Origin of the sequence: Enterobacter sp. BIDMC92 (genome assembly GCF_001030225.1) — a bacterium.
Classification (GTDB): domain Bacteria; phylum Pseudomonadota; class Gammaproteobacteria; order Enterobacterales; family Enterobacteriaceae; genus Enterobacter; species Enterobacter sichuanensis.
Genome location: NZ_KQ087598.1, coordinates 4,468,328 through 4,482,585, shown reverse-complemented (window position 1 = coordinate 4,482,585; position 14,258 = coordinate 4,468,328). Strand labels below are relative to the sequence as shown.

The 14,258-nt window shown below is 51.8% G+C and carries 15 protein-coding genes; 12 read left to right on the top strand and 3 right to left on the bottom strand.

The genetic code is table 11. From position 1 onward, the window contains the following. Positions 1-96 precede the first annotated feature (96 nt). The 9 genes from pcoA to SP99_RS21060 all read left to right on the top strand — a co-directional run bounded on the left by pcoA (position 97) and on the right by SP99_RS21060 (position 8,985). Positions 97-1,914, top strand: coding sequence for a multicopper oxidase PcoA (gene pcoA, locus SP99_RS21100; RefSeq protein WP_000925240.1), 1,818 nt, complete (start codon positions 97-99; stop codon positions 1,912-1,914). 5 nt (positions 1,915-1,919) lie between these two features. Continuing rightward, on the top strand, positions 1,920-2,810 hold the full coding sequence (gene pcoB, locus SP99_RS21095; RefSeq protein ID WP_001378118.1) for a copper resistance outer membrane transporter PcoB: 891 nt from the start codon (positions 1,920-1,922) through the stop codon (positions 2,808-2,810). A gap of 39 nt (positions 2,811-2,849) precedes the next feature. Further along, positions 2,850-3,230, top strand: coding sequence for a copper resistance system metallochaperone PcoC (gene pcoC, locus SP99_RS21090; RefSeq protein ID WP_000025662.1), 381 nt, complete (start codon positions 2,850-2,852; stop codon positions 3,228-3,230). 55 nt (positions 3,231-3,285) lie between these two features. Beyond that, positions 3,286-4,164 (top strand): copper resistance inner membrane protein PcoD, encoded by an 879-nt coding sequence (pcoD, locus tag SP99_RS21085; RefSeq protein ID WP_229692861.1) that lies wholly within the window; start codon positions 3,286-3,288, stop codon positions 4,162-4,164. A 54-nt stretch (positions 4,165-4,218) separates the two neighbouring features. Beyond that, positions 4,219-4,899: a copper response regulator transcription factor PcoR gene (pcoR, locus tag SP99_RS21080; RefSeq protein ID WP_001188930.1), complete on the top strand. Its 681-nt coding sequence runs from the start codon at positions 4,219-4,221 to the stop codon at positions 4,897-4,899. Then, positions 4,896-6,296 carry a copper resistance membrane spanning protein PcoS gene (gene pcoS / locus SP99_RS21075; RefSeq protein ID WP_001211180.1) on the top strand — a complete coding sequence of 467 codons (1,401 nt, stop codon included), beginning with the start codon at positions 4,896-4,898 and terminating at the stop codon, positions 6,294-6,296. The genes pcoR and pcoS overlap by 4 nt, the downstream gene beginning before the upstream one ends. 217 nt (positions 6,297-6,513) lie before the next feature. After that, complete coding sequence (gene pcoE, locus SP99_RS21070) at positions 6,514-6,948, top strand: copper resistance system metallochaperone PcoE (protein WP_000723069.1); 435 nt, start codon at positions 6,514-6,516, stop codon at positions 6,946-6,948. Positions 6,949-7,392: 444 nt separating this feature from the next. Next, entirely contained in the window at positions 7,393-7,791 is a 399-nt protein-coding gene (locus SP99_RS21065) for a potassium channel family protein (RefSeq protein WP_025759666.1), read from the top strand. A 168-nt stretch (positions 7,792-7,959) separates the two neighbouring features. Continuing rightward, entirely contained in the window at positions 7,960-8,985 is a 1,026-nt protein-coding gene (locus SP99_RS21060; protein ID WP_047959652.1) for a TerC/Alx family metal homeostasis membrane protein, read from the top strand. Between the two features lie 60 nt (positions 8,986-9,045). On the opposite strand, the gene SP99_RS21055 is transcribed toward SP99_RS21060, so the two are convergent. Further along, complete coding sequence (locus SP99_RS21055; protein ID WP_025759624.1) at positions 9,046-9,708, bottom strand: HAD family hydrolase; 663 nt, start codon at positions 9,706-9,708, stop codon at positions 9,046-9,048. A gap of 236 nt (positions 9,709-9,944) precedes the next feature. On the opposite strand from SP99_RS21055, the gene SP99_RS21050 reads away from it, so the two are divergent. Then, complete coding sequence (locus tag SP99_RS21050) at positions 9,945-10,472, top strand: NlpC/P60 family protein (RefSeq protein WP_032672654.1); 528 nt, start codon at positions 9,945-9,947, stop codon at positions 10,470-10,472. Between the two features lie 5 nt (positions 10,473-10,477). On the opposite strand, the gene SP99_RS21045 is transcribed toward SP99_RS21050, so the two are convergent. Both SP99_RS21045 and SP99_RS21040 read right to left on the bottom strand, forming a co-directional pair. Continuing rightward, a complete protein-coding gene (locus tag SP99_RS21045) occupies positions 10,478-11,272 on the bottom strand; it encodes an SDR family NAD(P)-dependent oxidoreductase (RefSeq protein WP_047959651.1) in 795 nt (264 codons plus the stop codon). Between the two features lie 33 nt (positions 11,273-11,305). Beyond that, positions 11,306-12,187, bottom strand: a complete 882-nt coding sequence (locus tag SP99_RS21040; RefSeq protein WP_047959650.1) for a LysR family transcriptional regulator — start codon at positions 12,185-12,187, stop codon at positions 11,306-11,308. 99 nt (positions 12,188-12,286) lie between these two features. On the opposite strand from SP99_RS21040, the gene SP99_RS21035 reads away from it, so the two are divergent. Then, on the top strand, positions 12,287-12,793 hold the full coding sequence (locus tag SP99_RS21035; protein WP_047959649.1) for a phenolic acid decarboxylase: 507 nt from the start codon (positions 12,287-12,289) through the stop codon (positions 12,791-12,793). 324 nt (positions 12,794-13,117) lie between these two features. Then, positions 13,118-14,257 carry a UDP-4-amino-4-deoxy-L-arabinose aminotransferase gene (gene arnB, locus SP99_RS21030; RefSeq protein WP_047959648.1) on the top strand — a complete coding sequence of 380 codons (1,140 nt, stop codon included), beginning with the start codon at positions 13,118-13,120 and terminating at the stop codon, positions 14,255-14,257. Position 14,258: the final 1 nt, after the last annotated feature.

Below are 14,258 nucleotides of genomic sequence, written 5' to 3'. Positions count from 1 at the left end.
CTAGATTCATTTCATTGTAAGTGGATGAACCAGTAATTTAATTTAAATCGGTTCTCGAATTCTGTCAGTAACCATACTTTAAATAAGGGAATGCGCATGCTGTTGAAAACGTCTCGACGAACTTTCCTGAAGGGGTTAACCCTCTCTGGCGTAGCCGGAAGTCTTGGCGTATGGAGTTTCAATGCGCGTTCCAGTCTGAGCCTGCCAGTTGCCGCATCCCTGCAGGGTACTCAGTTTGACCTGACCATTGGTGAAACGGCCGTCAATATCACGGGCAGTGAGCGTCAGGCCAAAACAATCAATGGAGGCCTGCCGGGGCCCGTTCTTCGCTGGAAAGAAGGTGACACCATTACCCTGAAGGTCAAAAACCGTCTTAATGAACAGACGTCCATTCACTGGCACGGCATTATTCTTCCGGCCAATATGGATGGTGTTCCGGGGCTGAGTTTTATGGGCATAGAGCCTGATGATACCTACGTTTACACCTTTAAGGTTAAGCAGAACGGGACTTACTGGTACCACAGCCATTCCGGTCTGCAGGAACAGGAGGGGGTATACGGTGCCATTATCATCGATGCCGGGGAGCCAGAACCGTTTACTTACGATCGTGAGCATGTGGTCATGTTGTCTGACTGGACCGATGAAAATCCTCACAGCCTGCTGAAAAAATTAAAAAAACAGTCGGATTACTACAATTTCAATAAACCAACCGTTGGCTCTTTTTTCCGCGACGTGAATACCAGGGGGCTGTCAGCCACCATTGCCGATCGGAAAATGTGGGCTGAAATGAAAATGAATCCGACTGACCTCGCGGATGTCAGTGGCTACACCTACACCTATCTCATGAACGGGCAGGCCCCGCTGAAAAACTGGACCGGACTGTTCCGTCCCGGTGAAAAGATACGCTTACGGTTTATCAACGGCTCGGCAATGACCTATTTCGATATCCGTATCCCCGGGCTGAAAATGACGGTCGTGGCTGCAGATGGCCAGTATGTAAACCCGGTTACCGTTGACGAATTCAGGATTGCCGTTGCCGAAACCTATGATGTCATTGTGGAGCCTCAGGGTGAGGCCTATACCATCTTCGCACAATCCATGGACAGGACCGGTTACGCTCGAGGGACACTGGCCACGAGAGAGGGGTTAAGTGCTGCCGTTCCCCCCCTCGATCCCCGTCCTCTGTTGACCATGGAAGATATGGGTATGGGGGGAATGGGACATGATATGGCAGGAATGGACCACAGCCAGATGGGAGGCATGGATAACAGCGGAGAGATGATGTCTATGGACGGTGCTGACCTTCCGGATAGCGGGACATCCTCCGCGCCCATGGATCACAGCAGCATGGCCGGTATGGATCATTCCCGGATGGCCGGAATGCCGGGTATGCAAAGTCATCCTGCGTCAGAAACGGATAACCCACTGGTTGATATGCAGGCGATGAGCGTCTCTCCGAAGTTAAATGATCCGGGTATTGGTCTTCGAAATAACGGAAGAAAGGTTCTCACGTACGCGGATTTGAAAAGCCGCTTTGAGGATCCTGACGGACGTGAACCTGGCCGTACCATAGAACTGCATTTAACCGGCCACATGGAAAAGTTTGCCTGGTCATTTAACGGAATCAAGTTTTCAGATGCCGCACCGGTGCTGCTGAAATACGGTGAGCGGCTCAGGATCACGCTGATCAACGATACCATGATGACTCACCCCATTCACCTGCATGGTATGTGGAGCGATCTGGAAGATGAAAACGGTAATTTCATGGTTCGTAAACACACAATAGATGTTCCCCCTGGTACAAAACGCAGTTACAGAGTGACAGCAGATGCGCTTGGCCGCTGGGCGTATCACTGCCATTTGCTCTATCACATGGAAATGGGAATGTTTCGTGAAGTCCGGGTGGAGGAATGATGCGAATGAAGAGAAATTTGAAGGCCATACCTGTTCTGGTCGCCGGTTTGTTTACCTCACAGCTTTCTATTGCGGCGGGCTCCGTCTCTGCAGATCCCCACGCCGGGCACGACATGTCTGCCATGCAGATGCCAGCAGATGAGAATTTCACTGAGATGACGTCAATGGAGCCCATTGTAACTGAGAGCAGAACGCCAATTCCGCCTGTTACCGATGCCGACCGGAAGGCTGCATTCGGCAATTTACAGGGGCATGCGATTCACGACAGTGCGATTAATTATCTGGTTCTGCTGGATCAACTGGAATGGCAACGGTCGGACAACACCAACAATTTCAGCTGGAGTGTTAACAGCTGGATTGGAGGCGACACAGATCGGATTTGGCTAAAGAGTGAAGGTGAACGAAGCAATGGGGAAACGGAGGCGGCTGAAGCGCAGTTACTCTGGGGACATGCGGTTGGCCCATGGTGGGATTTGGTTGCGGGTGTCAGGCAGGATTTCAGACCTGCTTCTGCCCGGACCTGGGCTGCTGTCGGTTTTCAGGGGCTGGCACTCTATAATTTTGAGTCTGAAATTACGGGTTTTGTCAGTAATGGCGGAAAAGCAGCCCTTCGTCTGGGAGGAGAATACGACGTTTTACTGACTAACCGGCTCATACTCCAGCCATCCTATGAGGTGAATTTCTACAGTCAGGATGATGAATCGCGGGGTCGCGGCAGGGGACTGACTGACACAGAGCTGGGGCTCCGGCTGCGCTATGAAATACGCCGTGAGTTTGCACCCTATATAGGCGTTTCCTGGAATCAACTTTACGGGAAAACATCCGATATGGCGAAAAGAGAAGGTGAGAAAGACCATCAGGTAGTATTCCTGGCGGGAGCCAGAATCTGGTTTTAACGCACTGATATAAAATACTCAACTAAACAGGTAAATAAAATGTCGATTTTAAATAAAGCCATTCTTACAGGTGGCCTCGTTATGGGCGTTGCTTTCTCTGCTATGGCCCATCCGGAATTAAAAAGCTCTGTGCCACAGGCTGATTCAGCCGTAGCGGCCCCGGAAAAGATTCAGCTTAATTTCTCGGAAAATCTGACCGTGAAATTCTCAGGTGCAAAATTAACGATGACGGGTATGAAAGGCATGTCATCACATTCTCCGATGCCGGTCGCGGCAAAAGTGGCGCCAGGCGCTGACCCTAAATCGATGGTCATTATTCCGCGAGAGCCTTTACCCGCTGGCACTTATCGTGTTGACTGGCGCGCGGTTTCTTCAGATACGCACCCTATTACCGGTAATTACACCTTTACAGTGAAGTAATATTATGAACGACCTGATTATGATTGTTATTCGTTTTCTTCTTTATCTGGATTTGATGGTAATATTTGGATTGCCATTTTTTCAGATATATGGAATAAGCGGTGTCAGACATGAAACCTATAACCTGACTAATTTCAGGTCGTTTATAACTTTTGCTGTTGTTACAGGCATCATTCTTACTGGCATTAATATGCTCCTGGTATCTAATGCCATGAGTGGAGTAACTGACCTCAGAGAATTATCCATCCATGTTATCGAGATGGTGATAGAAGAAACTGATGTGGGTATTAGCTGGATTGTCAGGCTCTGTGCCCTGTTTACCACACTCGGTGCTTTGTTCCTTTACACTAATAAGAGAGTATTGTCCTGCCTGCTGATGACGATGAGTGGGGGCGTGGCGCTGGCTACACTTGCCTGGGGAGGACACGCCGTTATGCATGACGGTCTGCATTACTATCTCCATTTACTGAGCGATCTGACCCATCTCGGCGCTGCAGGTGCCTGGACAGGTGCTCTGGTTGCATTTGCTATCCTGCTGATGCGCAGAAACGAGCATAATGCACAGAGCGTCATTGTGATATCTGACTCCCTGGCAAAATTTGCCACGGCAGGAACGGTGATTGTTGTAGCCCTGATCCTGAGTGCGCTGGTCAACTATCTGTATATTGCTGAGGGTAACTTAACTCCCTTATTCAACAGTTCCTGGGGGAGGATATTGCTTGCCAAGACGGCTCTGTTTGTTCTGATGCTTCTTCTGGCTGCAGCAAACCGGTTTCACCTGGGTCCCCGGCTTGAAGTTATGGTCAGGGAAGGGAATTATGATCGCAGCGTTGCCCTGATGCGAAACAGCATCCTGACAGAATTCGTTGTTGCGATTATCATTCTGGGCGCCGTAGCGTGGCTCGGAATGCTTGCTCCGTCTCAGGTCAGCTAGGGGACAGCCAAAGCTTATGCGTGAGATTTTTACTTTCATATCAGCGAGTTGACCATGCAGCGTATTTTAATCGTTGAAGACGAACAAAAAACAGGTCGTTACCTGCAGCAGGGACTGGTTGAGGAAGGCTATCAGGCCGATCTCTTTAATAATGGCCGCGATGGTCTCGGGGCCGCGTCGAAGGGACAGTATGATTTGATAATACTGGACGTGATGCTGCCTTTCCTCGACGGGTGGCAAATCATCAGCGCACTGAGGGAGTCCGGGCACGAAGAACCGGTCCTGTTTTTAACCGCAAAGGACAACGTGCGGGACAAAGTGAAAGGACTGGAGCTTGGCGCAGATGACTACCTGATTAAGCCCTTTGATTTTACGGAGCTGGTTGCACGTGTAAGAACCCTACTGCGCCGGGCACGCTCGCAGGCCGCAACAGTCTGCACCATCGCCGATATGACCGTTGATATGGTGCGCCGGACCGTGATCCGTTCGGGGAAGAAGATCCATCTCACCGGTAAAGAATACGTTCTGCTTGAGTTGCTGCTGCAACGCACCGGAGAAGTGTTACCCAGGAGTCTTATCTCGTCCCTGGTCTGGAACATGAATTTTGACAGTGATACGAATGTGATTGATGTCGCCGTGAGACGTCTGAGAAGTAAAATTGATGATGACTTTGAGCCAAAACTGATCCATACCGTTCGCGGTGCCGGATATGTCCTGGAGATCAGAGAAGAGTGAGGTTCAAAATTTCCCTGACCACACGCCTGAGCCTGATTTTTTCTGCGGTGATGCTTACGGTATGGTGGTTATCAAGTTTTATCCTGATTAGCACCCTTAATGGCTATTTCGATAATCAGGACCGCGATTTTCTGACAGGTAAACTTCAGCTCACCGAAGAGTTTCTTAAAACAGAGACGTTCAGGAACAAAACGGATATTAAGTCATTATCAGAAAAAATAAACGATGCGATGGTGGGGCACAATGGCTTATTCATTTCTATAAAAAACATGGAAAATGAAAAAATTGTTGAACTCTATGCCAAAAATTCTGTTGTTCCAGCGGTCCTGCTTAATAAGTCGGGTGATATTCTCGACTATATGATCCAGACGGAAGAAAATAACACCGTGTACCGCAGTATCTCGCGGCGGGTTGCCGTGACGCCGGAACAGGGTAAAAGCAAACATGTCATCATTACGGTTGCCACGGATACTGGGTATCACACCCTGTTTATGGACAAACTCAGTACCTGGCTGTTCTGGTTCAATATCGGTCTGGTCTTTATTTCTGTTTTTCTGGGCTGGCTGACCACACGTATTGGTCTGAAACCGCTACGGGAAATGACCAGTCTGGCTTCCTCCATGACCGTACACAGCCTGGATCAGCGTCTAAATCCCGATCTGGCTCCGCCGGAAATCTCTGAGACCATGCAGGAGTTCAATAATATGTTTGATCGCCTGGAGGGGGCATTCCGGAAACTGTCAGATTTCTCGTCTGACATCGCGCATGAGCTGCGCACACCAGTCAGTAATCTGATGATGCAGACGCAGTTTGCACTGGCTAAGGAAAGGGATGTTTCGCATTACCGCGAAATTTTATTCGCTAACCTGGAAGAACTGAAAAGGTTGTCACGAATGACCAGTGACATGCTTTTTCTGGCACGTTCAGAGCATGGTCTGCTGCGGCTGGATAAACATGATGTGGATCTGGCAGCCGAACTGAATGAATTACGTGAGTTGTTCGAGCCCCTGGCAGACGAAACAGGAAAGACAATCACGGTTGAAGGAGAGGGCGTTGTTGCCGGAGACAGCGATATGCTCCGACGTGCTTTCAGTAACCTGCTTTCCAATGCAATCAAGTATTCTCCCGATAACACCTGTACAGCGATACACCTTGAGCGTGACAGTGACTGTGTGAACGTGATGATTACGAATACGATGTCCGGCCAGGTTCCCGCTAATCTGGAACGTTTGTTTGACCGGTTCTATCGCGCAGACTCATCAAGGTTCTACAACACGGAAGGCGCGGGGCTGGGATTATCAATTACAAGGTCGATCATTCATGCTCACGGCGGCGAGCTGTCAGCAGAACAGCAGGGGCGTGAAATTGTGTTCAAAGTGCGCCTGTTAATGGATTAATCCCGTTGTTCAGGAGAAACCTGGAAGGTGACAAAATTGTCATCATTCAGTCACGCGATAAACAGAGGCGGTTTTTTATAATTATTCATAAATCAGGAGCAGCGTGATAACACAATCACCTGGTTCCTGGAGTGATGATTAACCCGCCCTGAGATCAACTGCTTTCTCTGTTATAAGCCATTGATTGTTTGGGTATGTAAACACCGGAGACCCAACCATGAAAAAGATTCTCGTATCATTTGTTGCCATTATGGCTGCCGCTTCATCTGCCATGGCTGCAGAGACAATGAACATGCATGACCAGGTAAATAATGCACAGGCACCTGCCCACCAGATGCAGTCATCTGCTGAAAAAAGTGCAATTCAGGGAGACAGCATGACAATGATGGATATGAGCAGTCACGATCAGGCCGCAATGTCCCATGACATGATGCAAAACAGCAATTCTGCTGCCCACCAGGACATGGCTGAAATGCATAAAAAAATGATGAAAGCTAAACCCGGAGCTACCAACGAAACAGCAAAGTCATTTTCTGAAATGAGCGAGCATGAGAAGGCCGCAGCTGTACATGAGAAGGCGAATAATGGTCAGTCTTCCGTTGTTCACCAGCAGCAGGCTGATAAGCATCGCAGTCAGATCACCCAGAATTAACCCGCAGCTCCACTTGTTAGACCCTCATTTGACGCCGAAGTCACTGGCTTACGCTCCCGTCCGGGAGCGTTTTTTTTCCCATATATCAAACTTTAACTCTGAAGAGGTGGAAGTATCTGACCAACACTGTCACGTAACGCCAGATAACTACAAAAACACCTTTTTCCTCCTGTAAATTGCAGTTCCTGCAAGAACATCAAGGCATAATGTTGGAACAGCGTGTGATACACACTTAGCATCATGTTTTGTATGTGTTTTTTTAAAACTTTACAACTTTAAAGTCTTTTTCAGGTTAAAGGATACAACTTTAATGTCTCTACACAGCAGAGAAATAATCACGCAACGCAATTATTGCACCAACTTTTCCTGCTCTTTCAACTAAGCTTCGACCAGGTGCCCCGCTGCGTTCGCGGGGCCATATTCCTTTTGGTCAGAGCATTCGTCATGCAGCTACTCAGTATTATCATTTTGCTTACCCTTACCGTGGTGATCCATTCGCTGTGGATGTTTGGCGTTTTAAAATTCATAAAACTAGAAGTGGATTCAGCGGTACGCATTGTCTTACGCAATGTTGGCATCGTTATCTCCATGATCTTCGCGCATCTCCTCGAAGCCGGGCTGTTTGCTGCGTTTTATTTTGTCATTGACGCATTTAAGGACTGGAATACCAGCTTCTATTTTTCGCTGGTCAGTTACGCCACCGTGGGGTACGGCGATGTCACGTTACCCCAGCACTGGCGGCTCATCGGCGGCGTAGAGGGGCTTATCGGCGCCCTGATGGTTGGCTGGTCTGTGGCGGTGCTGGTGGCGGTGCTGCAGCGTTTGCGTGGCATGACCGCCTAAACGACAGATGCGCATGCCCCGCCTGGTAAGGTAAAGTACCCCCTTCTTGCGTAGCCGACAGGGCTACGGCTTTGAGGGTGAAGAGGCTGAGTAACAGCCCACGCCTTTCTGTTCCTGGTTTACGCCAGTTTGCATGGTGTTGTGTTTTGTCTGCCAAAAGGGTTTTGTATGTCTGCTGCTCATCTCGGTTTCCCGACGGAAACCGTTGTTGTCTTTGTGGTGATGGCCGTTGGGGCGATGTTTATCGACCTCTTTATGCACCGTCACGATAAACCGATCTCGCTGAAAAGTGCCGCCATGTGGTCCCTCTTCTGGGTCATGATGGCGATGGCGTTCGCCGGGTTCCTGTATGTTCACCATGGTGCCGAAATGGCGAGCCTGTTCCTTACCGGTTACGCGCTGGAAGAGGTGCTCTCTGTCGATAACCTGTTTGTGATGATGGCGATCTTCGCCTGGTTCGGCGTGCCGGATAAGTATCGTCACCGCGTCCTTTACTGGGGCGTGCTGGGGGCGATTATCTTCCGCGGTATTTTCGTGGCGATCGGCACCAGCCTGCTGAGCCTGGGGCCGTACGTGGAGGTGATTTTCGCGCTGGTCGTCGGCTGGACGGCGGTGATGATGCTCAAGCGCAATGAAGAGAGCGACGAGGTGGAGGATTACTCCGGGCATCTCGCGTATCGCCTGGTGAAACGCTTCTATCCTGTCTGGCCGAAAATCAGCAGCAATGCCTTTATTCTGACCCAGAAAGAGGTGGATGCGGAGCTTGAAAAACCGGAAAACCAGGACGTGATGGTGGGCCGCGTTAAGAAGGCGAAGCGCTATGCGACGCCGCTGCTGCTTTGCGTGGCGGTTGTCGAACTCTCTGATGTGATGTTCGCCTTTGACTCCGTGCCGGCCATTATTGCCGTGAGCCGCGAACCGCTGATTATTTACAGCGCCATGATGTTCGCCATTCTGGGCCTGCGTACGCTCTACTTCGTGCTGGAAGCGATGAAGCAGTATCTGGTGCACCTCGAAAAAGCCGTCGTGCTGCTGCTGTTCTTCGTGGCGTTCAAGCTGGGATTAAATGCTACCGATCACTTCTGGCATCACGGTTACAACATTGGCGCCACGGCAAGTCTGTTTGTCGTGCTCGGCGTGCTGGCGCTGGGGATTATTGCGAGCGTGATGTTCCCTGGGAAGCGTGAGGCATGATACCTCGCTTTTCTCCCTCTCCCTGTGGGAGAGGGCCGGGGTAAGGGCACCAGAGCGCACCTAACCCTTGATCGGTGAATTCCGGCGCTTGCGCGGGGGATGGAAATGCCGCCAGTGTGGATCCTGCGCGGCTGCCAGCAGTTCGTGGTCGCCGCGGGTGTCTCCCCAGGCGCGCAGGTGATAGGCGTTCAAATCGCCGTACACTTTTTCCAACCTGGCCACTTTCTGAGCGCAGCGGCAGTTATGGCCGGTAATGCGCCCCGTCAGCTTACCGTCTTTCACTTCCAGTTGGGTACCAATCAGCTTAATGCCCAGTTTGTCGGCCCAGGGCTGGAGCACCAGCGCCGGCGACGCGGAACAGATGGTCACCTCCGCACCGGAATTTACCTCAGCCGCAACCGCCAGAACCCCTTCGGGGCGCATCAGCTTGTCCCAGTATTTTTCGCAAAACGCTTCCGCCTGCTGGCGTAACCAGTGTTCATCCACGCCCGTCAGGAACGTTTTAATCAGCACTTCTTTTAGCTCATCGCGCGTCAGCTTACGGCGCACGCAGTGGAGCGTGGGCAGCGCCATACGCACCAGGCGACCTGCGAAGTAACGTTTCCCGAAGGCAAACCGCAGGAAAGGGATAAAGCTGTCGTGGTGCGTTAATGTCCCGTCAAAGTCAAAGACAGAGAGCACGCTGGATTTCGCCACCGTCTCGTCGGCAATCATATTGGTCATAAATACGTCTTAGCTGAAATACACATTCTTCGGATCAGTTTACCTGCTTTACCCGGGGAGTCCTTACATCCCCACCATTTTTTTCTCGATCTTGCGAACTGAAAGTGAGTCCAATTTTGGTCTCGATAAGCGTTGGTGAAAAAGTGAGCTGCCTATATTATCGCCACATCACGATTTTTAGGGGGACCCTTGGCCTCCGCAGGTAAGGAAAAATTCACTCACATACGCTCTCTGATATGACCTTAAGATCGCTTATTTCAATACTCTCGTTAAGTTTTGCCTCGTTTTCCGCCTTCAGTTTTCAACTGCCGGCATCAATGCTATCGATGAACAACGAGCTTGCGGCAGCGCCTGCGAAATCGGCGCTGCTTCATCCGGAAACGGGTCCGCTGCGCTCACGTATTCTCGATCAATACCAGAAGTGGAAAGGCACGCAGTATCAGTGGGGCGGCACCACGCATCGCGGGGTGGATTGCTCCGCGCTGATGCAGCATCTGTTCAGCGATGCCGTACATCTCGACCTGCCGCGCACGACAGGTGAGCAGATCCATCGCGGCGTGCAGGTGGCGCAATACCGCCTTCAGGTCGGGGATCTGGTGTTCTTCCAGACCGGCCCGAACCGTAAGCACGTCGGCGTATACATTGGCGACAGCCAGTTTATTCATGCCTCAAGCAGCCAGGGCGTGACGGTGTCCACCCTGAACGATAGCTACTGGCAAGCGCACTATATTACTGCCCGCCGGGTTGCAGGCAGTGCGGCCTGACCGGCTCAGATAATGTCATCCACGACGCCACCGTCGACGCGCAACGCCGCGCCCGAGGTGGCGGAGGCCTGAGGCGAACAGACATAAATCACCATGTTGGCGACCTCTTCAACCGTGGCTGCGCGCTGGATCACCGAGCTGGGGCGGTTGGCCATCACAAACTCTTTTGCCAGCTGCTCCAGCGATTTTCCGGTTCTCTCGATCTCGTCTTTCATCATCTCCGCGAAACCGTCCGACATCGTCGGGCCCGGCAAGACGCTGTTGACCGTCACACCGCTGCCCGCCACGAACTTCGCCAGCCCGCGCGCCAGCGAGAGTTGCGCCGTTTTGGTCACACCGTAGTGGATCATGTCCGCCGGAATATTGCAGGCTGACTCGGAGGAGATAAACACCACCCGTCCCCAGCCTTTCTGCACCATACCGGGAAGCAGAGCGCGGGAGAGGCGCACGCCGGACATCACGTTGGTCTGCCAGTAACGCTCCCAGGTGTCATCGTCGGTGGCATAGAAATCCTGCGGGCCGTAAATCCCGGCGTTATTGACCAGAATGTCGACATTGCTCGCTACCTTCAGCAGCGACTCCACCCCTTCATTTGAACCGAGATCGGCGATCGCGGCACGCACCTGCACGCCAGGCACCACCTGCTGTAGCTGTTGAATACCCTTGTTCACCGAGTCGGTGCTGCGCCCATTGACGATCACTTCCGCGCCGCTTTCAGCCAGCCCTCTGGCAATGGCGAAACCAATTCCGCCCGTCGAGGCGGTCACCAGCGCCACTTTTCCCGTCAGGTCGATCTTCATCATCAGGCTCCTTATCGTTTTAACGTTCGGACCTTAAAGCGTAGCAGGTGATGATGACGGCTCCTGGCTAAAAAGGCGCAACAGCGTCTCGACCTGCTCATCAAGCGGGGCGAGGGAGCGCTTAACGATCAGGTGCAGCGGCGTGGCCCGGCGCACGCCGTGACTGAGCGGCAGCAGCTTCAGCACCCCTTGCTCGAGCTGAGCCTGTATGCGCTCCTCCGGCAGCCAGCCGTAACCCACCTGCGACATCACCGCCTCAATGGCGGCGTCAATGGTGGAGAAGGTCCAGGAGCCTCCGGCCGTGCGCGCTGAAGACTGGTTGTCCGCAATCTGGATGAGCGGCCACGGGCGGAGCATGTCATCGCTAAGCGGTGCGTCGAGCGTAAAGAGGGGATGCTGATGGTGGGCCACGGCAACAAAGTCGATGTTCATCAGCCATTCGCCCAGCCCGGTAATATCCTGGCGGCGGGTGAGCACCATCACATCGGCTTCATCGTTAATCGCCTCAGCGCGCGTGTTTTCCAGTACTTCGGTGAGGCGCACCTGCGTTTGCGGATACTGTTGCTGGAACTGACGCAGGATGGCGAACAGACGACGGCGGGGGAAGATATTATCCACCACCAGATCCAGCCGCGTGCGCATGCCGTTGCGCAGGGTCGCCGCGCGGGTTTCAACATACGCGAAGGCTTTTAATAGCGGTTTGACCTGGTTGAGAAGCAGTTCCCCGGCGGGGGTCAACACCGCCCGGCGGCCCTCCTGAACCAGAAGCGCCACTCCCAGCCGTTCCTGCAAAAGCGACAGGTTATAGCTGACGGAAGACTGGCTGCGGTGAGTCTCTTCTGCGGCTCTGGCAAAGCTGCCCGCCTCAACCACTTTCGCCAGTAAAGACCATTGCTCAAGCGTCGTCTTATGCATAATTAATCTAAAATTTGGATGAATTTGATTCAAACATAGCGTTATTTATTCATTTTTTGAAGGGGTACGATCGTCTCATCAAAACAAAGGAGACATCTTATGAACACCTTCGACAAACATGATTTAAGCGGCTTCGTCGGCAAACATCTGGTTTATACCTACGATAATGGCTGGAACTACGAGATTTATATCAAAAATGACACGACCATCGACTACCGTATTCACAGCGGTCTGGTGGGAAATCGTTGGGTAAAAGATCAGCGGGTGTATATCGCTCGCGTGGGTGAGAGCATCTGCAAAATTTCATGGACCGAGCCAACCGGCACCGACGTCAGTCTGATCGTGAACCTGGGCGACAAACTGTTCCATGGCACCATCTTCTTCCCGCGCTGGGTCATGAACAACCCGGAAAAAACCGTCTGCTTCCAGAACGATCACATTCCGCTGATGAACAGCTATCGCGATGCAGGCCCTGCGTATCCAACGGAAGTGATTGATGAATTTGCCACTATTACCTTTGTGCGCGACTGCGGTGCTAACGATGACAGCGTGATTGCGTGTGCGGCCAGCGAGTTACCAGAAAACTTTCCAGATAACTTAAAATAAGCGCGACAATTAACTAAAAAGAAAAGTTCCCGGTTATTCCCTATTATTTTGGAAAAACCGGGAATTTTTTTGTTTGTTGAGGTTTGGTTTAAACGTTACATTTTGAAAAGGTTGAATACGATCACAAAATAAATAATTCATAAAAGTGCAATCTGTTGATTATAAACTGATTTTCATGTTGTTTATTTCGGTTTAAATACTCATCTTAATTTTTCCCTAAGAAATGAGCGCTACCTTGATATGAGTTTATGGTTCGTTGAAATAAACGAACTGGCAAATGGTTAATATCAAAAGCATGCCATTCTTATTGCAAGGAATTTAATGATGAGTGATTTTTTGCCTTTTTCCCGCCCGTCTATGGGCAATGAGGAATTAGCGGCGTTGCAGGAGGTATTAGCCTCCGGCTGGATCACGACCGGGCCGAAAAATCAGGCGCTGGAAGAGGCATTTTGCCAGCTTACCGGCAATCAGCACGCGATTGCGGTCTGTTCGGCCACCGCGGGAATGCACGTCACGCTGATGGCGCTGGATATTGGCCCGGGTGATGAAGTCATTACCCCCTCCCAGACCTGGGTCTCCACGCTGAATATGATCGTTTTGCTGGGCGCCACGCCGGTGATGATTGACGTGGATAAAGAGACGTTGATGGTGACGCCCGACGCCGTTGAAGCGGCTATTACCCCGCGTACTAAAGCCATTATTCCCGTGCATTATGCCGGCGCGCCCTGTGATATCGACGCTATTCACGCCATCGGTGAACGTCACGGTATTCCGGTGATTGAAGACGCGGCCCATGCCGCCGGAACGTACTACAAAAACCGTCATGTCGGCTGGAAAGGAACGGCGATTTTCTCCTTTCACGCCATTAAAAATATGACCTGTGCAGAAGGCGGCTTAGTCGTTACGGATAATGCCGGGCTTGCTGCGCGGATCCGCAGCCTGAAATTCCATGGCCTGGGGGTGGATGCCTATGACCGCCAGACGCATGGCCGTGCGCCGCAGGCGGAGGTGATCGCGCCGGGCTATAAATACAACCTGGCGGATATCAATGCTGCCCTGGCCCTGGTGCAACTGGGCAAGCTGAAAGAGGCCAACCAACGCCGCCAGGCGATCGCTGAACGCTACCTGCGCGAGCTCGCCGATACGCCGTTCCAGCCGCTGACTATTCCGTCATGGCCGCACATTCACGCCTGGCATCTGTTTATTATTCGCGTGGATGAAGCGCGCTGCGGGATCTCCCGCGACAGCCTGATGACCGCGCTGAAAGAGAAGGGCATCGGCACCGGCCTCCATTTCCGCGCGGCACACACGCAAAAATACTACCGCGAGCGTTTTCCTGAAGTATCGCTCCCGAATTCTGAATGGAATAGCGCGCGTATTTGTTCTCTCCCACTTTTCCCGGACATGACTCATGACGACACAACCCGCGTCATTACCGCGCTCCATCAGCTTGCAGGACATTGAT